The sequence below is a fragment of the Pseudarthrobacter sp. NPDC059871 genome (genome assembly GCF_042731175.1).
Lineage (GTDB): Bacteria > Actinomycetota > Actinomycetes > Actinomycetales > Micrococcaceae > Arthrobacter.
The window spans coordinates 168,463-189,231 of the sequence record NZ_JBHWJV010000009.1 but is presented as its reverse complement, the minus strand read 5'-3'; the positions used below and the strand labels follow the sequence as shown (position 1 = coordinate 189,231).

The 20,769-nt window shown below is 67.0% G+C and carries 16 protein-coding genes; 6 read left to right on the top strand and 10 right to left on the bottom strand.

Annotated elements, in window-relative coordinates:
* Nucleotides 1-32 precede the first annotated feature (32 nt).
* Nucleotides 33-386 (bottom strand): GNAT family N-acetyltransferase, encoded by a 354-nt coding sequence (locus tag ACFV4R_RS13700; RefSeq protein WP_377202971.1) that lies wholly within the window; start codon nucleotides 384-386, stop codon nucleotides 33-35.
* A 123-nt stretch (nucleotides 387-509) separates the two neighbouring features.
* Nucleotides 510-1,721, bottom strand: a complete 1,212-nt coding sequence (gene fdhA, locus ACFV4R_RS13695) for a formaldehyde dehydrogenase, glutathione-independent (protein WP_377202970.1) — start codon at nucleotides 1,719-1,721, stop codon at nucleotides 510-512.
* A gap of 354 nt (nucleotides 1,722-2,075) precedes the next feature.
* On the opposite strand from fdhA, the gene ACFV4R_RS13690 reads away from it, so the two are divergent.
* Both ACFV4R_RS13690 and ACFV4R_RS13685 read left to right on the top strand, forming a co-directional pair.
* Nucleotides 2,076-3,050: an aldo/keto reductase gene (locus ACFV4R_RS13690; RefSeq protein WP_377202969.1), complete on the top strand. Its 975-nt coding sequence runs from the start codon at nucleotides 2,076-2,078 to the stop codon at nucleotides 3,048-3,050.
* A 13-nt stretch (nucleotides 3,051-3,063) separates the two neighbouring features.
* Nucleotides 3,064-3,393 (top strand): DUF6457 domain-containing protein, encoded by a 330-nt coding sequence (locus ACFV4R_RS13685; RefSeq protein ID WP_377202968.1) that lies wholly within the window; start codon nucleotides 3,064-3,066, stop codon nucleotides 3,391-3,393.
* A 6-nt stretch (nucleotides 3,394-3,399) separates the two neighbouring features.
* On the opposite strand, the gene ACFV4R_RS13680 is transcribed toward ACFV4R_RS13685, so the two are convergent.
* Nucleotides 3,400-5,727, bottom strand: coding sequence for an FdhF/YdeP family oxidoreductase (locus tag ACFV4R_RS13680; protein WP_377202967.1), 2,328 nt, complete (start codon nucleotides 5,725-5,727; stop codon nucleotides 3,400-3,402).
* A gap of 188 nt (nucleotides 5,728-5,915) precedes the next feature.
* On the opposite strand from ACFV4R_RS13680, the gene ACFV4R_RS13675 reads away from it, so the two are divergent.
* Together ACFV4R_RS13675 and ACFV4R_RS13670 are read left to right on the top strand one after the other, a co-directional pair.
* Nucleotides 5,916-7,607, top strand: coding sequence for a RecQ family ATP-dependent DNA helicase (locus ACFV4R_RS13675; RefSeq protein ID WP_377202966.1), 1,692 nt, complete (start codon nucleotides 5,916-5,918; stop codon nucleotides 7,605-7,607).
* 37 nt (nucleotides 7,608-7,644) lie between these two features.
* Nucleotides 7,645-8,844, top strand: a complete 1,200-nt coding sequence (locus ACFV4R_RS13670; RefSeq protein WP_377202965.1) for a TerC family protein — start codon at nucleotides 7,645-7,647, stop codon at nucleotides 8,842-8,844.
* A gap of 79 nt (nucleotides 8,845-8,923) precedes the next feature.
* Here the strand turns inward: ACFV4R_RS13670 and eda are convergent, their stop codons facing one another.
* The 6 genes from eda to ACFV4R_RS13640 form a co-directional block, all read right to left on the bottom strand.
* Nucleotides 8,924-9,550, bottom strand: coding sequence for a bifunctional 4-hydroxy-2-oxoglutarate aldolase/2-dehydro-3-deoxy-phosphogluconate aldolase (gene eda, locus ACFV4R_RS13665; protein WP_377202964.1), 627 nt, complete (start codon nucleotides 9,548-9,550; stop codon nucleotides 8,924-8,926).
* Nucleotides 9,543-10,943, bottom strand: a complete 1,401-nt coding sequence (locus ACFV4R_RS13660; RefSeq protein ID WP_377203018.1) for a mannitol dehydrogenase family protein — start codon at nucleotides 10,941-10,943, stop codon at nucleotides 9,543-9,545. The genes eda and ACFV4R_RS13660 overlap by 8 nt, the downstream gene beginning before the upstream one ends.
* A 74-nt stretch (nucleotides 10,944-11,017) precedes the next feature.
* Nucleotides 11,018-11,944, bottom strand: a complete 927-nt coding sequence (locus tag ACFV4R_RS13655; RefSeq protein WP_377203017.1) for a carbohydrate kinase family protein — start codon at nucleotides 11,942-11,944, stop codon at nucleotides 11,018-11,020.
* A 32-nt stretch (nucleotides 11,945-11,976) separates the two neighbouring features.
* Nucleotides 11,977-13,188, bottom strand: coding sequence for a D-mannonate dehydratase ManD (gene manD / locus ACFV4R_RS13650; protein WP_377202963.1), 1,212 nt, complete (start codon nucleotides 13,186-13,188; stop codon nucleotides 11,977-11,979).
* 102 nt (nucleotides 13,189-13,290) lie between these two features.
* Nucleotides 13,291-14,319 (bottom strand): L-idonate 5-dehydrogenase, encoded by a 1,029-nt coding sequence (locus ACFV4R_RS13645; protein WP_377202962.1) that lies wholly within the window; start codon nucleotides 14,317-14,319, stop codon nucleotides 13,291-13,293.
* On the bottom strand, nucleotides 14,316-15,722 hold the full coding sequence (locus tag ACFV4R_RS13640) for an MFS transporter (protein WP_377202961.1): 1,407 nt from the start codon (nucleotides 15,720-15,722) through the stop codon (nucleotides 14,316-14,318). Before ACFV4R_RS13640 ends, ACFV4R_RS13645 begins: the two co-directional genes overlap by 4 nt.
* A gap of 183 nt (nucleotides 15,723-15,905) precedes the next feature.
* Between ACFV4R_RS13640 and ACFV4R_RS13635 the strand changes: the two genes are divergently transcribed.
* Entirely contained in the window at nucleotides 15,906-16,631 is a 726-nt protein-coding gene (locus tag ACFV4R_RS13635; RefSeq protein ID WP_377202960.1) for a GntR family transcriptional regulator, read from the top strand.
* Nucleotides 16,632-16,727: 96 nt separating this feature from the next.
* Nucleotides 16,728-20,372 (top strand): TM0106 family RecB-like putative nuclease, encoded by a 3,645-nt coding sequence (locus ACFV4R_RS13630; protein ID WP_377202959.1) that lies wholly within the window; start codon nucleotides 16,728-16,730, stop codon nucleotides 20,370-20,372.
* On the opposite strand, the gene ACFV4R_RS13625 is transcribed toward ACFV4R_RS13630, so the two are convergent.
* Entirely contained in the window at nucleotides 20,350-20,664 is a 315-nt protein-coding gene (locus tag ACFV4R_RS13625) for an acylphosphatase (protein WP_377202958.1), read from the bottom strand. The two genes, ACFV4R_RS13630 and ACFV4R_RS13625, sit on opposite strands and share 23 nt — an antisense overlap.
* Nucleotides 20,665-20,769 lie beyond the last annotated feature (105 nt).

The following is a 20,769-nucleotide window of genomic DNA, read 5'->3' as shown; positions in this document are numbered from 1 at the left end:
GGCGTTGTGCGTCGAAAGCGGGGTGCGGGCCGTCAGCCCCGGGTCCGGGCGGACAGGGCGTTATCCAGGAATTCCAGGTGGGCCGGAGCAACAGCAACGGCGTTGCCGACGTACTCCGGGTGCTTTCCGATGAACTTCTTGATGAACGGGCACACCGGCACGATGCCGATCCCGGCTTCGGCCGTCTCATCCAGTGCCACTGTGGCGAGCCTGCCGGCAAAGCCCTGGCCGCCGTATTCCTCGTTGATCACCGTGTGGTAGAAAATCCGCTGCGGCGAGGCCCCGCCGTCGTACTCCTTGTACACGGCCTTGCCGATGACGTGGCCGGCCACGAGGATTTCGAAGCGTTCGCGCTCGGGGTTGTGGCGGACGGTGATGTCGCTCAAGGGGAATCTCCTTCTTTGCAGTTCAAGACCTGTGAAGCGTAACCCGCAACAGCGAAGCCTTATTTCCGCATGCGGCGGGCGGCCGGCCGCTGGGCCGCCCGCCCGCCGTCGGGAAACTCCTTCCTAGCTGAGGTAGCCGTTCGGGTTGAGGACGTACTTGGTGGCAGCGCCGGCATCGAACTCGGCGTAGCCTTTGGGTGCCTCTTCCAGTGGGATGGCCTTGGCGTTGACATTCTTGGCGATGCTCACCCTGTCGTGCAGGATGGCCATCATCAGCTGCCGGTTGTACTTCATGACCGGACACTGCCCGGTGGTGAAGCTCAGCGATTTGGCCCAGCCGGTACCGAGGCTCAGGCTCAGTGCGCCCTTCTTGGCCGCCTCGTCGATGCCGCCCGGGTCACCGGTGACATAGAGCCCCGGGATGCCCAGGGCGCCGCCGGCAGCGGTGATTTCCATCAGCGAGTTCAGCACTGTGGCCGGCGCTTCCGAGGCGTTGCTGCCGTGCCCGCGCGCCTCAAAGCCCACGGCATCCACGCCGCAGTCCACCTCCGGGACACCCAGGATCTGTTCGATCTGCTCGGCCGGGCCGCCCTTGCTCAGGTCCACCGTCTCGCAGCCGAAGCTCTTGGCCTGGGCCAGGCGGTCGGCGTTCATGTCGCCCACAATGACGACGGCGGCACCCAGCAGGTGCGCGCTGGTTGCCGCTGCGAGGCCAACGGGCCCGGCGCCGGCCACGTACACCGTGGAGCCGACGCCCACCCCGGCGGTCACGGCACCGTGGAACCCTGTGGGGAAGATGTCCGACAGCATGGTCAGGTCCAGCATCTTCTCCAGTGCCTGGTCCCGGTCCGGGAACTTGAGCAGGTTCCAGTCCGCGTACGGCACCAGGACGTAGTTGGCCTGGCCGCCCACCCAGCCGCCCATGTCCACGTACCCATAGGCGCTGCCGGGGCGGTCCGGGTTCACATTCAGGCAGATGCCGGTCTTCCGCTCCTTGCAGTTCCGGCACCGCCCGCAGGCGATGTTGAACGGCACTGAGCAGATATCGCCTACCTTGATGAACTCGACGTCGCGGCCCACCTCCACTACTTCACCGGTGATTTCGTGGCCCAGCACCAGGTCCGGCGGTGCTGTGGTGCGGCCGCGCACCATGTGCTGGTCCGAGCCGCAGATGTTGGTGGCCACGGTCTTGAGGATCACCCCGTGGTTGACCGCACGGCCCACGTTGGCCGGGTTGACGCCCGGGCCGTCCTTCAGTTCAAAGGTGGGATAGTCAACATCGATTACCTCGACCTTGCCGGGTTCCTTGTAGGCAACGGCTTTGTTCCCTGTCATCTGTTCTCCTGTTGTCAGGCCTGCCGGGTACGGCGGCTGATGGTTGGATAGGTGATGCGCCCCGCAGGCGGGACCCGGCGAGACCGAAAATCGTGCGCTCCCGGATGGTGCTGGCCGTGCCGGAACGTTCGTGCCGGACGTTCATAGCCTGCCGGAAGTGCCAGTCGCTGCGGGTTCCTGGGTGGGGGTCCGCCCAGTCTAGGCAGGCCCGCTGGACTGGTCTAGGGGTGCGGACCCCATGTTTAGGACGGCACTCTTCAGGGGACTTGCCAGTGGGGCGTACGCTGCACCCAAGGGCTTTTGCACCCCCGTCATGGTGGGTGCTGGGCACGTTCTACCGCTGAGGAGAACCGAATGAAGACCCGTACCATCGGATCATTGAGCGTCTCTGCCCTGGGCCTTGGCTGCATGGGCATGAGCGAGTTTTACGGCCAGGGTGACGAGCAGGAGTCCGTCGCCACCATCCACGAATTCCTGGACGCCGGCGGCACCCTGCTGGACACGGCGGACATGTACGGCCCCTTCACCAACGAACGGCTGGTGGGCCGGGCCATCGCGGGCCGGCGCGACGCCGTGGTGATCGCCACCAAGTTTGGCAACGAACGCCGCGAGGACGGTTCCTGGGTTGGCATCAACGGCCACCCGGACTACGTGCGGCGTGCCTGCGACGCCAGCCTGGAGCGGCTGGGCGTGGACCACATCGACCTCTATTACCAGCACCGGGTGGACAAGACGGTCCCCATCGAGGACACCGTGGGCGCCATGGCGGAGCTGGTGCAGGCCGGCAAGGTACGCCATCTTGGCCTGTCCGAAGCGTCCGCGGACACCATCCGCAAGGCCCACGCCGTGCACCCGATCACGGCCCTGCAGACCGAGTACTCCCTGTGGGAACGCGAGCCGGAAACCAAGGTGTTCCCCGTCCTCGAGGAGCTGGGAATTGGCTTCGTCCCCTACAGCCCGCTGGGCCGCGGCTTCCTGACAGGCCAGATCCGCAGCGAAGAGGATTTCGCAGCGGACGATTTCCGCAGGCACTCACCCCGGTTCCAGGGCGAAAACTTCACCAAGAACCTTGAACTGGTGGACCGCGTCCGGGAACTCGCCGAGGGCAAACAGTGCACACCCGGGCAGCTGGCCCTCGCCTGGCTGCTGGCGCAGGGTGAACACATCGTGCCGATTCCCGGAACGAAGAAACGCGAGCGGCTGCGCGAGAACCTGGGCGCCGTCGACGTGGAACTCAGCCGGGAGGACCTCGACCTGCTGGACCGGCTGGCACCGGCAGGATCAACGGCAGGCGCCCGCTACCCCAACATGTCCACCATCGATAACTGACGCAAGGAGAACCATGGCAGTCAACGACGACGAAGCTCAGGTCCTGGACCAGTGGAGCCACCGGCTGGCACAGGCACTGCAGATCCTCGACCTCAAGGTAGACCAGGAGCTGCTCCTGGACCTGGCCCGGAAATCCGCGGATTCGGTAATCCATGCCGCCGCGCCGGTCACCACATTCATGGTGGGCTACGCCGCCGGGATGCACGCCGGAACCGGCAGCGCGGGCAACAAGGACGCCGCGGCAGCCGCCGTTGAGAAGGCTGCAAGAGTGGCGTTCCAGCTGTGCGAGGACGGGCACGACGGCGGCCCGGCCAGCAAGGGCTGGGCCGACACAGCCCAGTAGGCAGAACTAGCCGCCGGCGGTGGGCTCCTCTTCCAGCACGGCCGCCGGTTCAAGGCGCACGATGACGGCCTTTGACGCCGGTGTCTGGCTGCCCTCTGCCACGCTGTCCAGCGGCACCAGGACGTTCGCCTCGGGGTAGTAGGCGGCAGCGCAGCCCCTGGCGGACGGGTAGGAGACCATCCGGTAGTTCCTGAGCACGCGCTCCTTGTTGTCCGCGTACACGCCGTGGATGTCCACGCGCTGGCCGTCCTCGAAGCCCAGCTCGGCCAGGTCCACCGGATTCACGAACACCACTTCGCGGCCCTTTTTAATCCCCCGGTAGCGGTCGTTATTGCCGTAAATGGTGGTGTTGAACTGGTCGTGCGAGCGCATGCTCTGCAGGATCAGCGTGCCCTCGGGCCGGTCCACGTGTTCGAGTTCATTGACCGTGAGCATGGCCTTGCCGGTGGGAGTGTGGAACGTCCGGGAATCGCGCGGGCCGTTGGGCAGGATGAAGCCACCGTCCTGCCGGATCTTGCGGTTGTAGTCCTCGCAGCCGTTGACCACATGGGAGATGTGGTCGCGGATGAGGTCGTAGTTCTTCTCGAACCCGGCCCAGTCCGCGGAGCTCCGGTCCTGCACCACGGCGGCGGCCAGGCGGCAGATGATCGCCACCTCGGACAGCAGGCCCGGGGCCACCGGTTCCACCGTGCCGTGGGAGGCGTGCACCGCGCAGACCGTATCCTCCACCGAGACGAACTGCGGCCCGCTCTCCTGCCGGTCGATCTCGGTCCGGCCCATCGTGGGCAGGATCAGCGCCTCGGCACCGGTGACCGCGTGCGAGTGGTTCAGCTTGGTGGAGACCTGGACCGAAAGCTCGGTGTTCTCCATGGCTTCCTCGGCCACCGCGGTGTCCGAAATGGCTCCCACGAAGTTGCCGCCGAGGCCTACGAAAACCTTGATCCCGCCGTCGCGCATTCCTCGGACGGTCTGGACGGCGTCAAGGCCGTGCTCCCGCGGCGGCTCGAACGCGAACTCCTGGCCCAGCGCGTCAAGGAACGCGGGCGGCATCTGCTCCCAGATGCCCATGGTGCGGTCGCCCTGGACGTTGCTGTGGCCGCGGATGGGGGACGCTCCGGCGCCGGGCTTGCCGATATTGCCGCGCAGCAGGAGCAGGTTGATGATCTCCTTGATGGTGGCCACGCCCTTTTTCTGCTGCGTGATGCCCATGGCCCAGGTGATGATCACCCGGTCCGCCGCCAGGTAGCGGGCGGCGAGTTCGTCGATCTCCTCGGTGCGCAGGCCGGTGGCCGCCAGGACGGCACCGTCGTCGAGCTGCGCCAGGTGCCCCCGGAGCTCCTTGAGCCCTTCGCAGTGCTCCTCCAGGAAGGCATGATCCAGGACCTTGCCGGGGTTGGCGGCCTCGGCGTCGAGCACCCGTTTGGAGACTGCCTGCAGCAGCGCCATGTCCCCGCCGATCCGCACCTGCAGGAACTGGTCCGCCAAATCCGTGCCGTGGCCGATGATGCCCTTCACCTTTTGCGGGTTCTTGTAGCGCATCAGCCCCGCTTCGGGCAGCGGGTTGACGGCCACGATCTTGCAGCCGGCCTCCTTGGCCTCCTCCAGCGCGGTCAGCATGCGCGGATGGTTGGTGCCCGGGTTCTGCCCCATGATGATGATCAGGTCGGCTTTTTCGAAGTCGTTGTAGGCCACAGTGGCCTTGCCCACGCCGATGGTCTGGCCCATGCCCCAGCCCGAGGACTCGTGGCACATGTTGGAACAGTCGGGAAGGTTGTTGGTGCCGTAAGCCCTGATGAAGAGCTGGTACAGGAACGCGGCCTCGTTGGAGGTGCGGCCGCTGGTGTAGAAGGTGGCCTGGTTGGGGTCCGGCAGTGACTTCAGTTTGTCGGCCAGGATGCCAACGGCCTGCTCCCAGCTGACCGGGCGGTAGTGGTCCTCCCCCGCCGGCTTGTACACCGGTTCGGTGAGGCGGCCCTGCATTCCCAGCCAGTATTCGGACCGCTGGCGCAGCTCGCTCACAGGGTGTTCGGCCCAGAAATCACTGCCGACCAGCACCGGCGTTGCTTCCCAGGTGACGGCCTTGGCCCCGTTCTCGCAGAACTCGAACATCTTGCGGTGGCCCGGGTCCGGCCAGGCGCAGCTCATGCAGTCGAACCCGTCCTTCTGGTTCAGCGCCAGCAACGTTTTCCGGGTCCGGTCCACACCCATGTGCTCCAGCGCCGGCTTCATCGAGTGGTACACCCCCGGAACACCGGCGGCCCAGGCCTTCGGGTGCCCGGTCACCTCAAGCTGGGATTCGTCGGGCTCTTCAACCTTGGGGTTCTCGCGCACCACGATGCGTTCTCCTTGCGTCCTCGCCGGGTCCGGGAAACCACCGGCTGCTTCGGCAACTCCCGCTCTTTCCACAGTTGTTCAGCCATCCGCGGAAGTCAAGGGCACTGTCCGCGGCAGCACCGGGCCGGCGTTAGGGTGGGTTGTACGGCTGAAGCAAGCGGCCTGGCACCTCAACGCGGAGAAGCACCATGCCGGACCAGCACGCCCTCGCCGCCCTCGCGGCATCCACTTTTTCCCTCCCGGCCCTTCGGGACGGCCAGCTTGCCGGAATGTCCGCGCTGGTTGACGGCCGCGATGTCCTGGCCGTCATGCCCACCGGCTACGGCAAATCCGCCATCTATCAGGTGGCAGCCCAGTACCTGCACAGCGCAACGGGACGTCCCGCCGTCGTGGTCTCACCACTGATCGCCCTGCAGGAGGACCAGCTGGACGGCCTGGCCGCGGACCTCGGCGCGGATGCCGCCGTCGCCATCAACTCCTCCCACAGCAACGCCGAAGTGGAAACCGCATGGGAAGCCGCCGAGTCCGGGACCGCAGCATTCCTCTACCTGGCACCGGAGCAGCTGGCCAAGGACGCCACGGTAGAGCGCCTGGCCCGGATGGGGGTCTCGCTGTTCGTGGTGGACGAGGCCCACTGCGTTTCCTCCTGGGGCCACGACTTCCGGCCCGACTACCTGGACCTGGGAGCAGTCCGGGAACGGCTGGGCAACCCGCCGGCGGCAGCGCTGACCGCCACCGCTTCTCCCCCGGTGCGGGACGAAATCGTGGAGCGGCTTGGCATGAAGGACCCGCTGGTGCTGGTCCATGGCTTTGACCGGCCCAACATCAGCCTGGACGTAGTCCGCCACCACGAGGACAGGGACAAACGCAGCGCCGTCCTCCACCAGGTGGCCGCGCTGGCCCGCGACGGGCAGGGCCTGGTGTACGCGGCCACCCGGAAGGACACCGGGAAGTACGCCGCCAAGCTCGCCGCGGGGGGCCTCCGGGCGGAGGCCTATCACGCCGGTTTGGCTGCCGCGGAACGGGAGCGCATCCACCAACTCTTCCTGGCGGACGGGCTGGACGTGGTGGTGGCCACCACCGCTTTCGGTATGGGCATCGACAAACCCACCGTGCGTTTCGTGGTGCATGCCGATATCCCGGAGTCCCTGGACGCCTACTACCAGGAGATCGGCCGCGGCGGCCGGGACGGCAAACCTGCCGCCGCGGTACTGCACTACCGTTCCGAGGACCTGGGCCTGCGGAAGTTCTTCAGCACCAGCACCCCGGATCCGGAGAAGCTGCTCAGGGTGCTCAAGGTCCTCAAGGATGCCGGCGGGCCCGTGCCCAGGTCGTCCCTGGCGGAGCTGGCCGGGTTCCCGCCCCGGCGGGTCACGGGCCTGGTGAACCAGCTTGAGGAGGCGGGGTCGGTCACCACGGGCAAGCGCGGGATACGCCTCGCCGCCAAAGCCAAGCTGCCTGCATTGGTGGCGGCCGCCGTCGAACGCGCCGAGGCCAGGCAGCGCGTGGAGCAGTCCCGCCTGACCATGATGCGCGCCTACGCCGAGACGGACGGGTGCCGGCGCCAGTTCCTGCTGAGCTACTTTGGCGAGGACCTGCCGGCGCCCTGCAACAACTGCGACGCCTGCGCCGAAGCCGCACGCCACCCCGGCCAACAAGCCGGGCCCGGCTCCGGAAAGAAGCACGACGGCGGCGGGCCGGGTCCCGCGGCGGCCGACGATCCGTTCCCGCTCCGGTCAGCAGTGGTCCACAAGGAGTGGGGCCACGGCCTGGTGATGCGGCACGAAGACGACGTGATCACCGTGCTGTTCGACCAGGAGGGCTACAAAACCCTTTCGCGTTCGGCCGTGCTGGAACATAAACTCCTGAAGCCTGCTTAGTAAGCTTCAGGGACACGTTCCAACGAAAGGCCGCCGCGTGGAAGTTCCTTTTTATGTCTGGACCCTGACCATCGCGGGAATCGTGGGGCTGCTGGCCTTCGATTTCTTCTTCCACGTCCGCAAGGCGCACACCCCCACGCTCAAGGAATCGTCCATCTGGTCGGCGATTTACGTGGGCATCGCACTGCTGTTCGGGCTGGGGGTGCTGCTCTTCGGCGGACCCACCATGGGTACCGAGTACTTCGCGGGCTACGTCACGGAGAAGGCCCTGTCCGTGGACAACCTCTTCGTGTTCCTGATCGTCATGGCCAGCTTCAAGGTGCCCCGCGCGGACCAGCAGAAGGTGCTGCTGTTCGGCATCGTCTTCTCCCTGATTGCCCGCACGGCCTTCATCTTCCTGGGCGCTGCACTGATCAACAGCTTCGCGTGGGTCTTCTACATCTTCGGGCTGATCCTGCTGATCACGGCCGGCAACCTGCTCAAGCCGGACAACCACGACGACGACTCCGAAGGTTTCGTGGTCCGGCTCGCCAAAAAGTTCCTGCCGGCGTCGGAGCATTACGACGGCGACAAGCTCTTCACCATGGAGAACGGCAAGAAGGTGCTGACCCCCATGCTGCTGGTAATGGTGGCGATCGGCGGCACGGACATCCTGTTTGCCCTGGACTCCATCCCGGCCATCTTCGGCCTGACCCAGAACGTGTTCATCGTGTTCACCGCCACCGCGTTCTCGCTGATGGGCCTGCGGCAGCTATTCTTCCTGATCGACGGTCTGCTGGACCGGCTGATTTTCCTGTCCTACGGCCTGGCGGTCATTCTGGGATTCATCGGCGTCAAGCTCATCCTGCACGCCCTGCACGAAAACACGTTGCCGTTCATCAACGACGGCGAGCACGTGAATGTGGTGGAGGTCAGCACCGGGTTGTCGCTCAGCGTGATCCTGGGCGTGCTGGTGCTCACCATCCTGGCGTCGATCTTCAGCCCCAAGGGCAAGGCCAAGAACGCTGTTTCCGGAGCCCGGCGGCACGCCACTGAGTACGTGGACCTGAACTACGAAACGGACATGGCGGAACGGGACAAGATCTTCGCCAAGATGGTCCGCGAGGAGGACCAGATCCGCAAGCTCCCGGAGAAGTACAAGCGCCTGGTCCGGAACGAAACCGAGTTCCTGGCCCTGATCCGCAAGGCCCACGACGAGCACGACAAAGCCCAGGTACGGGCGGACGCCAACGGCTGACGCCCGCCCTCCCAACTAAGTAGCGCGAAGTGCCGCTTTGGGTCCAAAACGGCACTTACTGCTACGTAGTTGGGATGGGTTAGCGGGCGAGAGCTGCTGCTCCGCTGGCCAGGGTAGTGATGCGGGCCCAGTCCTTGGTTGCGACGGCGTCTGCCGGGGTGAGCCAGCTGCCGCCCACGCAGGCCACGTTGGGCAGCTTCAGGTAGTCCGGGGCGGTGGCCAGGCTGATGCCGCCGGTGGGGCAGAACTGCACGTGCGGCACCGGCGCGCCGATAGCTGCAAGGTATTTCGGGCCGCCGGCGGGGCCAGCCGGGAAGAACTTCATCGTGTCCAGCCCCTGTTCCAGGACAGCCAGGACCTCACCCACCGTTGCCACCCCGGGCAGCACCGGGACGTCCAGCCTCAGCATCGAAGTGAGCAGGGCGGGGGTGACCCCGGGGCTGACCAGGAACTGGGCACCTGCGGCCACGGCGTCGTCGGCCTGCTGCGGGGTGAGGATGGTGCCGGCACCCACCAGGATCTCCGGCACTTCCTCGGCGATCAGCTTCAGCGAGGTCAGCGCCGACGCGGTCCGAAGCGTGAGCTCGATGATCTTCACGCCGCCGCCCACCAGCGCGCGGGCCAGGGGAACCGCGTCCTGGGGATCGTCGATGGTGACCACCGGGATGACCGGTGAAACGCCGAGGACGCCGGATGCGTCAGCCATGGTTGATCTCATTTCCCAGGCTTGCCGGCCCGTTGTTGGAAGCTTTGTTGTTGTCGATGATGCGGTACCAGTGCAGGAGCAGGTCCCGGAATTCTTCGTGCCCGGCCAGTGCGGGCTCCACGACGGGCCGGAATCCGAGCAGGGCCGGCACCACGGTGTCCGCCGTGCGGGATTCGATGGCGGGCAGGGCCGTGTGCAGTTCCTTCGCCAGCGGATCGTTCAGGTCCGTTTCCGGGGTGACAGCCACGTGGTGCATCCACGCGGCGACGGCGAGCGCGGCCCATTTCGGTTCGCGTCCGGCGTCGAGCGTTCCCCGGACGGTGGTCAGCAGCCGGAGCCCCACCTTCTGCGATCCGTCGCTGCCCACCTTCGCGGTGGTGTGGCCGAGGGCGGGGTTGGCGAACCGGCGGAGAACCTCGTCGCAGTACTGTCCGCCGTCCAGCCCGTCGGGCAGGGTGATGCTCGGCAGGGCTTCCTCCAGCATCATGCGCCGGCACGCGTTGCGGAACGCGTCTACGCCCACGGCGCCGGCGATGGTTTCCTTGCCCGCGGCCAGGCCGAGGTAGGCCAGCATCGAGTGGCTTGCATTCAGCAGCCGCAGCTTGGCGGATTCCCACGCGGCGACATCCGTGCTGAACAGGGCCCCGGCGTCTTCCCAACGGGGCCGGCCGGCGGCGAAAGTGTCCTCGATGACCCACTGCCTGAACGGCTCGGCCACCACGGCGGCGTCGTCGTGCAGTCCCAGTTCATGTCCGACGGCGGCGAGGTCACCGTCGGTAGTGGCCGGCACCATGCGGTCCACCATGGTGGAGGGGAAGGCGGCATTGGCGTCGAGCCAGGCCAACAGCTGTCCGCTTTCCGCGGCGGGCAGGGCTTCGGCGAAGTTCCGGACCAGGGTGCCGGTCAGTTCGCCGTTCCCGGGCAGGTTGTCGCAGGAGACCACGGTGATGGGTCCGGTGCCGGTGCGGGCCCGTTGCTGCAGCCCCCGCGTGATTTGGCCGACGGCGGTGCGCGGCGGCCTTCCGGCGAGGTCGGCCTGGATCTCGGGGTCGTCCAGGTCCAGGGTGCGGGTCCGGGCGTCGAAGCGGTAACCCTTCTCGGTGATGGTGAGGGTCACGATTTTCGTGGCCGCAGCGGCGATCCGGTCCACCACCAGCTCCGGGTTGTCCCGCCCGGAGATGGCTTCGACGATGCTGGAGACGATGCGTGCCGGGGCGGCGCCCTCGCCGCGTTCGGCCACCGTGAAGAGGCCGTCCTGCGGTGCGAGCTGCCGGGCCACGGTGTCCGAACGCTGGGTGACCCCCACGATCCCCCACTGCGGATCGTCGGCGGCGAGCATGGCGTCCTCGGTGAAGACGGCGGTGTGGGCCCGGGCGAAGGCACCGAGCCCCAGGTGGACGATTCCTGGCGTCAGGTGGTCTCGCTGCAGGGCGACTTTGTGGCCGGTGCGTGCAAGGGCGGTGAGGCTCAGGCGTTCGATGGCGCTGTTCCTTCCAGGCTGCCGGCGGCATGCGCACGGGTCTGCTCGAACGTGGGAATGAGGCCGGTACCGCCCTTGCCGCCCACCACGAGGGAGGATGCGGCAGCCCCGTAACGCGCCGCCGTCGGGAAGTCATCACCCAGCACGAGGCGTGCGGTCAGGGTGCCCACGAACGCGTCGCCGGCACCGGTCTGGTCCACCACTGCCGGCGCCGGAATGGCCGGAACCCAGGCCGAGACGGCGTCGGATTCGAGCTGGACGCCCTTCGCGCCGCAGGTGACGGCGACGTTGCCGGTGCCGAGGGTCCGGAGCTTTGCCGCGGCGTCTTCGGCCGAGGTAACCCCCAGCAGCGCATTCGTTTCGCCGGGGTAGGACGGCGTGACCAGGAAAGCGTGCGGGGCAAGTTCGGTAAGTGCCGCCGTCGCGCTTTCCACTGTGGTGAGGCGCGGCCGGTAGTTGGGATCGTAGACGAAGCGCTTCGCGAGCGAGGCGGCTTTGACGACGGCGGCGCGGGACGTTGCGGAAATGGCGCTGGCGATGCCGCCCGCCACCACGGCCCCAGCCGCGGCGAAGACTGCGGGATCGACGTCGTCCGGGCCAAGTGTGGAGCCGACGCTGCCGGTGCGGGCGTAGGAGAACTCGCGTTCGCCGTCGGGGTCGCTGTGCACCAGGTAGACGCCCTGCTGGCCCTTGCGGAATATCAGGAGTTCTGTGGAGATGCCCAGTTCGGTGATCCTGGCGGCGATGGCCTGGCCCAGGTCGTCGTCGGTGAGGACTGCCAGCAGGCCCACCGTGGCACCGGCCGACGCTGCGGCTGCGGCGACGTTGAGGGCGTCGCCGGAGATGCCCAGCTGGGCCGGAACGCCGTGGCCGAAAGGCTGGTCGGTGGCGACCTCAACCAGGATCTCCCCCATCACCACCACATCGAAAGCGTTGGAAATGCCGTTCACCAGTCATGCACCGATCCGTCGAGGCGCCGGTTCACCGGCAGGTATTTGGGGTCGAAGGGGAAGCGCGCGGCGGCTTCCTCGTTGAACTCTACGCCGAGGCCGGGAGCGTCCCCGGGGTGCATGTAGCCGTCCGCGAAGGTGTAGGAGGTGCTGAAGACCTCGTTGGCGGGGTCACGGTGGCCCATGTATTCCTGGACTCCGAAGTTGGGGATGGACATGTCCACGTGCAGGGCTGCGGCGAAGGACACCGGTGAGAGGTCGCCGGCACCGTGCGAGCCGGAGCGGACGCCGTAGAGGTCCGCGAGGGAGAAGATGCGGCGCAGGTGCGTGATGCCGCCGGCGTGCGAAACGGAGGTGCGGATGTAATCGATCAGGCGCTCGGTGATCAGCTGCTGGCAGTCCCAGATTGAGTTGAACACCTCGCCCACGGCGATGGGCGTGGTGGTGTGCTGGCGGATGAGCCTGAACGCGGACTGGTCCTCGGCCGGCGTCGGGTCCTCGATCCAGAACGGCCGGTACACTTCCAGCGAGGCGCCCAGCCGGCCTGCTTCGATGGGGGTCAGGCGGTGGTGGACGTCGTGCAGGACGTGGACGCCGTAGCCGAACTGTTCGCGGACGTGGGCCATCATCTTCGGTGCGAAGTCCAGGTAGGACGTGGTTTCCCAGGTGTCTTCCTGCGGGACGTTGCCACTGGCGGGTTCGTACAGCTTTCCGTCCACCGGGGCGATGCCGTAGGTCTTGTCCAGCCCCGGCACGGCGGCCTGGGCGCGGATGGCCTTGTAGCCCAGGTCCAGGTGGTGCTGGAAGTCCCTGCTGAGGTCTTCCAGCGTTGACCCGCTGGCGTGGCCGTAGACCATCACGCCCTCCCGGGCGGCACCGCCCAGCAGCTCGTACACCGGCATCCCGGCGGCCTTGCCCTTGATGTCCCAGAGCGCGACGTCGATGGCCGCGATCGCCGTCATGGTCACAGGGCCGCGGCGCCAGTAAGCCCCCTTGTAGAAGTACTGCCAGGCGTCCTCGATGCGGCGGGCGTCGCGGCCAATCAGCAGCGGGCAGAGGTGCTCGCTGAGGTAGGAAGCGACTGCCAGTTCGCGGCCGTTGAGGGTCGCATCGCCGATGCCGGTGATGCCGTCCTCGGTTTCAATAACGAGCGTCACGTAGTTCCGTCCGGGCGACGAAACCACAACCCGTGCGTCGGTGATCTTCACTGGTGGTCCTTCAATTCAGGGTGGTTGGTCAATGTAGGTCGCAGTAGATGCCGTTTTGGGGGTTCACAACGGCATCTACTGCTACCCAGTTGGGTCTGGTGGTCAGGATCCGCTGAGGCGGAGCATGACCTTGCTGCTGTCCGCGGCAGGGTCCGCGGCGGTCCGCATTGCTTCGGCGGCGTCATCAATGCCGAATTTGTGCGTGATGACCGGGGAGACGTCCAGGCCCTTCGCCATGGCGTGCAGGGCGTCCGTGATCTCGTCAACGAACCGGTAGGAGCCGATCCACGTGATTTCCCGGGTGACCAGGTCCCCCAGGGCAGCGGCGGCGGCCGTTCCGGGCAGGTTGCCCACCTGCACGATGGTGCCGCCGCGGGCGGTGGCGCGGAGGACGCCGCCCAGCACCGCCGGGATGCCGGTTGCCTCGAACACGAGCTCCACATCGGCCGGAAGGGCGTTGCCGGAGACGTTCAGGACGTCGTCGGCGCCCATCGCCTTCGCGATCCGCAGCGAAGCGTCATTGATGTCCGTGGCCAGGATGTGCCTGGCCCCGGCGTACTTGGCCGCCGCGATCACCAGCGACCCGATGGGCCCGGCGCCGTTGACCAGGATGTCCCGGCCTTCGAGGTTCCCTGCCCGGCTGACCGCGTGCATGGCAACCGCTAGCGGTTCGGCCAGCGCCCCGCGGAGGGTGTCCACGCCGTCGGGAAGCGGGCGGACCTGGAATGCCTTAGCCACCTTCCGCTCGCTGAAGCCGCCGTCCGTGTGGGGATCGAATGCCGCTGAGCCGAAGTAGCGGATCTGCGGGTAGAGGTTGGTCCGTCCGCTGAGGCGGCCGGGCATGACGCCGTCGCCCACGAGTTCGGCCGGGTGCACCGTGACGGGCTGGCCGATTTCCAGGTTCTCGACGCCGGTGCCAAGCTGGGCGATCCGTCCCGCCACCTCGTGGCCCAGGACCAGCGGTGACTTCAGCGCAGCGGTCCCGGAGGCTCCGTGGCGCCAGTACGAAAGGTCGGATCCGCAGATCCCGCCCCATTCGACGTCGAGCACTACTTCGCCGGGACCGGCCACCGGCTCGGGACGTTCGTCGATGCGGAGATCGTTGGCGCCGTGGACCACCACTGCTTTCATACGGCGTCCTCCAGGCGGACCATGTCGCGGCCGCGGATCTCGGGACCGACTGCTGCCGAGACGAGCGTGATCAGCGAGTAGCCGATGAGCATCGCGGCGAGCGGCCACCAGTGGCCGGTGACGGCGGTGAGCGTGGCGGCGAGGATGGGGCCGATGGCGGTGGCGAGGATGCCGCCGATTTCCTTCGCCAGGGCCAGCTGCGTGAAGCGGGTGCGGGCGCCGAAGAACTCCGCCATGGTGACGCTCTCCATCGAGAAGAGGCTCAGGACGCCGAGGTTCAGGCCGACGATGACGGCCACCATGACCAGCGTGGGGTTGCCGCTGGTAACCATCATCATCATGGGGATGGCGAACAGGGCCGTGAGGGAGCTGAGGACCAAGTACAGGGGGCGGCGTCCGAACCTGTCACCGAGGATGCCGATCAGCGGGATGGTGACGAAACCAAGGATGGAACCGTACATGATGGCCGTTGTTCCGATGGTCTTGTCCATGAGCAGCACCGTGGCCAGGTAGCCGATGAGGAACGTCTGGATGAGGCCTGAGTTGCCTGCCTGGCCGAAGCGCAGGCCGAGGGCGATCAGGAAGGCCTTGCCCTTTTTCTGGTGCAGGGCGGCTTCGATGGTGCTGGTTCCGGTTGCTGCGGCCGCGGCCGTCTCGCGCTTGGCGTCCTGCGCGGCGATTTCGTCCTTGGAGAGAGCGACGCCGTCCACCACGTCGGCGCGCTGTTCGAAGACCGGGCTTTCCTTGAGGGAGCGCCGGATCCACACAGCGAAGATCATCAGCAGGAAGCTGGCCAGGAACGGAAGGCGCCAGCCCCAGCTCAGCAGCTGTTCCTCGGACAGGACGGCCACCAGGATGGCCCAGAGGGCAGAAGCTGCGAGCGTTCCCGAGTTGGTGCCCAGGCATACCAGCGAAGAGATCAGGCCGCGACGGCGGGCGGGGGCGTATTCGGCAAGCATTACGGTGGCGCCGGCGATTTCGGCACCGGCCCCGAAGCCCTGGATAAGGCGGAGCGCTACCAGCAGGATGGGTGCCCAGATCCCGATCATGGCGTACGTGGGCAGCACGCCGATCAGCGTGGTGGAGGCGCCCATCAGGGCGATCGTGATGAACAGGACCTTTTTGCGGCCGATCCTGTCGCCCATGCGGCCAAAGTACACAGCGCCCACCAGGCGGGCCACGTAGCCCACGCCGTAGGTTGCCATGGCGGCGATAAGTCCGATGACCGGGCTGACGTCGGGGAAGAAGATCTTGTTGAAGACAATGGCCGCGGCCAGGGAGTACAGCTGGAAGTCCATGAATTCCATGGCGGTTCCCAGCCACCCGGACACGGCTACCTTGGCCAGGTCCCGGGTGGAGCGGGACTCTTTCTTGGTGTTGGGGGGCGCGATGCTCTCGGTCATCTGTTGCTCCTTTGCAGGCGATGCGTTCGAAGGGGGTCAAGCAGTTTGGGGCGGGGCAGCTGATAGCTGCCGGGGCGGGGAAGGGAACCGCCGGAAACCAGGAAATGTGGGCTGGCAGCGGGTCGATTTCTACTACCATACAAGCACTACCATTCTAGTGTGTCAACAGGCTAAACTTGGGACATGTCAACGGACAAGAGAAGCTCAGCGCCCCGGCTTTCGGTCAGGGACCAGACCCTGGAAACGCTGCGCCGCCGGATCATCTCGCTGCAGCTGCCCCCTGGCGAGCCCCTGTCAGAGAACGAACTCGCGCAGGAACTCGGCGTCAGCCGCACCCCCGTCCGCGAGAGCCTGATCCTGCTGCGGGAGGAAGGCCTGGTGCAGGTTTTCCCGCAGATCGGCTCCTTCGTCTCGCTGGTGGACCTCAGCCGGGTATCGGAAGCCCAGTTCGTCCGCGAAGCCATCGAATGCGCGTCCCTGCGCGACCTGATCGTGGACGGACCCGGGATCGCCGGCCTGCGTGAGATCCTTGCGGCCCAGTCCGCCGCTGATGCCGGCGGCGACATCGAGGAATTCTTCCGGCTGGACGAGGACTTCCACCGGGAACTCCTGCGCCTCGCGGGGCATGAATCCGCCTGGAGCGCGGTCAACTCCGCCAAGGCGCACCTTGACCGGGCACGCCGGATGAGCCTGCTGGAGACGCGGCCGGTAGCCACGCTGATTGAGCAGCACACCGCTGTGGTGGATGCCCTGGAAGCCAATGACGTTCACGACGCCGACAGCTGCCTCCGCCTGCACCTGCGGGGGGTCTTCGAGGACGTGCAGCGGATCCAGGAGGCCACTCCTGAACTCTTTTCCGACGGCTCGGCCCGGCGTCCCATCCGCCGGAGCGTTGCCCGCCTCGCCTGAGGGCTGATTGTCGGCCCCTCTTGCTACGTTTGACGCAGCTTTAAACCAGGGCTTGGGGAACCGTCCTCCGGCCCGGCTGTCCAATGGGGAGGCCCCGTGTTCCTGCTCGAAGCCGATGCCAGTGCCGGTCCCGGCGCTGCGCCGGATCTGGTGTTCTCCGCGAGCGACCTTGTGGCGGCCAGCGAATGTGAATACCGCATGCTCCGCGTCCTGGACGAGAAACTGGGCCGGGCCCCCAAGGCCGCCTTCCCTCCGGACCAGATGCGGGTCCGGGCGGGCGAGCTGGGCGACCGGCACGAGCAGACGGTCCTGGACAGCCTGGTGGCCAAATACGGAACGTGGGATGCCAGCCGCGGGGCGGGCGTCTACTCATTGGAACGCGGCAACGCGGTCCGCAGTGAACTCCAGGCAAAGCACGCCGAAACCGAGCTCGCGCTGCGCTCCGGGGCCGACGTCGTCTTCCAGGCCACCTTCTTCGACGGCGAGTTCCTCGGCTATGCGGACTTCCTGGTCAATGAAGCCGCCGGAACCGGGCTGCCGGGCCGGTACGAGGTCTGGGACACCAAGCTCGCCCGGCACGCCAAGGTGGGCGCCCTGCTGCAGCTGGCGGCCTACGGTGACCAGCTCCTCGGGATGGGGCTGGACCCCTCCCCCGTCGTCACCCTCGTGCTGGGCACCCGCGTGGGTGATGACTGGTTGCGCAGCAGCCACTCCCTGCCGGACCTGCTGCCCGTTTTCCGCGAACGACGCCGGCGCTTCCGCCAGCTCACCGCCGAACACCGGGAAGGCAGCGGGGCCGTTCAGTGGCAGCAGCCGGGCATAGTCCACTGTGGCCGGTGCGACTACTGCGCAGAGCAGGTAAGGCTGCACCGCGACCTCCTCATGGTCGCCGGAATGTCGGTGGTCCAGCGCAGGAAACTCCACGCGGCCGGCGTCACCAGCATCGACGAACTCGCTGCCATGCCGGCCGCTGCGGCGAAGAACTCAGTGGCCCGGCTCCGGGCCCAGGCCAGGATGCAGCTGGGCCTCGATGCTGCCGCCGGGTCCCGGACGTTCACGAAGGACGGCGAGCCCCACACTGTCTCCTACAGCGTCCTGCCGGAGCACACCATCGGGACGCTGCCGGCCCCGAGTGCCGGGGACATCTTCTTCGACTTTGAGGGCGATCCGCTGTGGCAGGACCCGGCAACAGGAGTCTGGGGCATCGAGTACCTGTTCGGCGTGATCGAGGCGCCCGTCGCCGGCGCTGGGGGCGATCCGGTGTTCCGGCCCTTCTGGGCCCATTCCCGGTCCGGGGAACGGAAGGCCTTCCTCGATTTCCTCGAGTACGTGGAGAACCGCCGCAGGCAGTATCCGGACATGCACGTCTACCACTACGCCGCCTACGAGAAGACGGCGCTGCGGAACCTGTCCCTGGCCCACCAGGCGGGCGAAGACACCGTGGACCACTGGTTGCGGAAGGGCCTCCTGGTGGACCTCTACGCCACGGTGAAGCACTCGCTGCGCATCTCCGAGGCGTCCTACTCCATCAAGAAGCTCGAGCCGCTGTACATGGGCGACAACCTGCGGTCCGGGGACGTCAAGGATGCCGGCGCGTCCGTGGTGGCCTACGCGGCCTATTGCGCCGCGCGCGACGCCGGGCACCAGGCCGAGGCAGACGCCGTCCTTGCCTCCATTTCCGACTACAACCAGTACGACTGCCTGTCCACCTTGCGCCTGCGTGACTGGCTGCTGGACATCCAGCCACAAGCTGATTCCGGACTTCCGGTGAAAGCGCGGGAGGAAACGGGGTCCGGCGACGGTGAGATTGGCGCTGCCACCACGGGACGCGGGGACGAGCAGGACGAATCCCCGGAGGAGGGCCGGCTTCACGAGTACCTTGCCGGCCTGCCGGACAACCGCCCCTGGACGGACGATGAACGGGCCATCGCCATGGTGGCGGCGGCCACCGGATACCACCGCCGTGAACGCAAACAGTTCTGGTGGCAGCACTTTGACCGGGTGGAGGCTCCCCTGGAGAGCTGGTCCGATCAGCGCAACGTGTTCGTGGTGGAGTCTGCCGAGGTGTCCTCCGACTGGGCACTGGCGAAGCCTCGGCAGCGGATGCGGACCCGGGTTTTGAAACTACGCGGCATCATGACCGAGGGTTCCGACTTCCGCGCGGACTCCACCTGGTGCCGGCTCTACGATTCTCCGCCGCCAGAGGGCATGGCGGCCCCGGATGCGGCGCCGGGAGCCCGGGCGTTCAGCTTTGGGACGCGTATCAGCGACCTGCAGCCTGCACCGGATAACCCGGCTTACACCCTCATCACCATCGCCGAACGCGAGTCCGGCAAGGTGGAGGCGTACCCGCATCTCCCGGTAGCCCTGACCGAGGACCAGCCGCTGGCAACGGTCAGTATCGAGGCCGCGCTTGCGGAGCTTGCCCGGGCCGTGGGGTCCACGGTTCCCTCACTGCCCGCACAGCCGGGACTCGACATCCTTCGCAAACTGCCGCCGCGGTTCCGCACGCTGCCCGGCCCGGCTGAGGTTCAGCACGGGGCCGATGGCGCTGCCGACTATGCAGGCGCCATCGCAGTGTCGCTGCGGGACCTGGACCGTTCCTACCTGGCAGTCCAGGGGCCGCCCGGTACGGGCAAGACCTACGTTGGCGCTCACGTGATCGGCCAACTGGTGGGCGAAGGCTGGAAGGTGGGCGTGGTGGCACAATCGCATAACGTGGTGGAGAACCTGCTGTGCCGGGCCATCGAGAAGGGTGGGGTGGACCCCTTACTGGTGGCGAAGAAGCTCTCTGCACCCCACGAGGTTCCGTGGAAAGCTACGGCCGACGGCGATGTCGCACGACTGCTGGAGTCTGCCGGCGGCTGCCTTGTGGGGGGAACGGCCTGGACCATGACCGGCAAGGAAGTCCCGGCCGGTTCCCTGGACCTCCTGGTGATCGATGAGGCCGGACAGTTCTCCCTGGCCAACACCTTGGCCGTATCCCGGGCAGCGAAGCGGCTCCTGCTACTGGGGGATCCCCAACAACTCCCCCAGGTGACGCAGAGTGCCCATCCGGAGCCGGTGGATGACTCCGCCCTCGGCTGGCTGGCCGCCGGTCACGCCACCCTGCCCCCGCGGTTGGGATATTTCCTGGCTGACAGCTGGCGGATGCATCCGGCCCTGTGTGCTGCGGTGTCGAGGCTCAGCTACGAAAGTAAGCTCCAGTCCGCGCCGGCCGCGTCCCTGCGTGAGCTGGAAACCGTGCCGCCGGGCGTGGAGACCGTATTCGTGCGGCACACCGGCAATTCGACAAGCTCGGCAGAGGAAGCTGCGGAGGTGGTGCGGCAGGCACACCGTCACCTGGGCCTGAAATGGACGCCCAGGCCGGAAGCTCCGGCCCGGCCGCTGGAGCAGCAGGACCTGCTGGTGGTGGCCGCGTACAACGCCCAGGACCATCTGATCCGCAAGGAACTGGCCGACGCCGGCCTGCCGGACGTCCGCGTGGGCACGGTGGATAAGTTCCAGGGCCAGGAAGCACCGGTGGTGCTGGTATCCATGGCCTGCTCTGCGGTGGCGGAGGCTCCGCGGGGTGCCGAATTCCTCCTGAACCGGAACCGGATCAACGTGGCAGTGTCACGTGGCCAGTGGCGGGCGGTCATCGTCCGCTCCCCCGAGCTCACGAACTACATGCCGCACAAGCCGGCGGCCTTGGAGGAACTTGGCGCCTTTATCGGGCTCAGCGTGCCCGGAACTCCCTGAAAGATCCCTTGGCTTCGGACATGGAGTGGTCCACCCGTTCCACCCGGCCGGGGGCGCGGTCCGAATTCAGCCAGTCCAGGAGCTTCCGCACCTGGTCCCGGGTGCCTTCGGCAACCAGGGCAACCGAACCGTCGTCGAGGTTTTTCACCTCTCCGGTCAGGCCCAGCTCCTCGGCTGCGCCCATGGTCCGGTACCGGAAGCCGACACCCTGCACCACGCCGAATACGCGGGCGCTCAAGCGAACCCGGCCAGCCGACGGCCTGTCAGCCGTTGGTTCTGCGTGGCGTGCCATGGGTAGGCCTCCTTGGGAGCTGCCGCCCTCCCAACTGGGTCGCAGTTAATGCTCGTTCCGAGGGCTCAAAACGAGATTTACTTCGACCCAGCTGGGGAAGATGGC

Bases quoted from the DNA above. Each gene is read 5' to 3' on its own strand.
- ACFV4R_RS13655 (WP_377203017.1), bottom strand. From the start codon at position 11,944: ATGGGGGAGATCCTGGTTGAGGTCGCCACCGACCAGCCTTTCGGCCAC.
- ACFV4R_RS13625 (WP_377202958.1), bottom strand. From the start codon at position 20,664: ATGGCACGCCACGCAGAACCAACGGCTGACAGGCCGTCGGCTGGCCGG.
- fdhA (WP_377202970.1), bottom strand. From the start codon at position 1,721: ATGACAGGGAACAAAGCCGTTGCCTACAAGGAACCCGGCAAGGTCGAG.
- ACFV4R_RS13675 (WP_377202966.1), top strand. From the start codon at position 5,916: ATGCCGGACCAGCACGCCCTCGCCGCCCTCGCGGCATCCACTTTTTCC.
- ACFV4R_RS13635 (WP_377202960.1), top strand. From the start codon at position 15,906: ATGTCAACGGACAAGAGAAGCTCAGCGCCCCGGCTTTCGGTCAGGGAC.
- ACFV4R_RS13640 (WP_377202961.1), bottom strand. From the start codon at position 15,722: ATGACCGAGAGCATCGCGCCCCCCAACACCAAGAAAGAGTCCCGCTCC.
- ACFV4R_RS13685 (WP_377202968.1), top strand. From the start codon at position 3,064: ATGGCAGTCAACGACGACGAAGCTCAGGTCCTGGACCAGTGGAGCCAC.
- ACFV4R_RS13645 (WP_377202962.1), bottom strand. From the start codon at position 14,319: ATGAAAGCAGTGGTGGTCCACGGCGCCAACGATCTCCGCATCGACGAA.
- ACFV4R_RS13690 (WP_377202969.1), top strand. From the start codon at position 2,076: ATGAAGACCCGTACCATCGGATCATTGAGCGTCTCTGCCCTGGGCCTT.
- eda (WP_377202964.1), bottom strand. From the start codon at position 9,550: ATGGCTGACGCATCCGGCGTCCTCGGCGTTTCACCGGTCATCCCGGTG.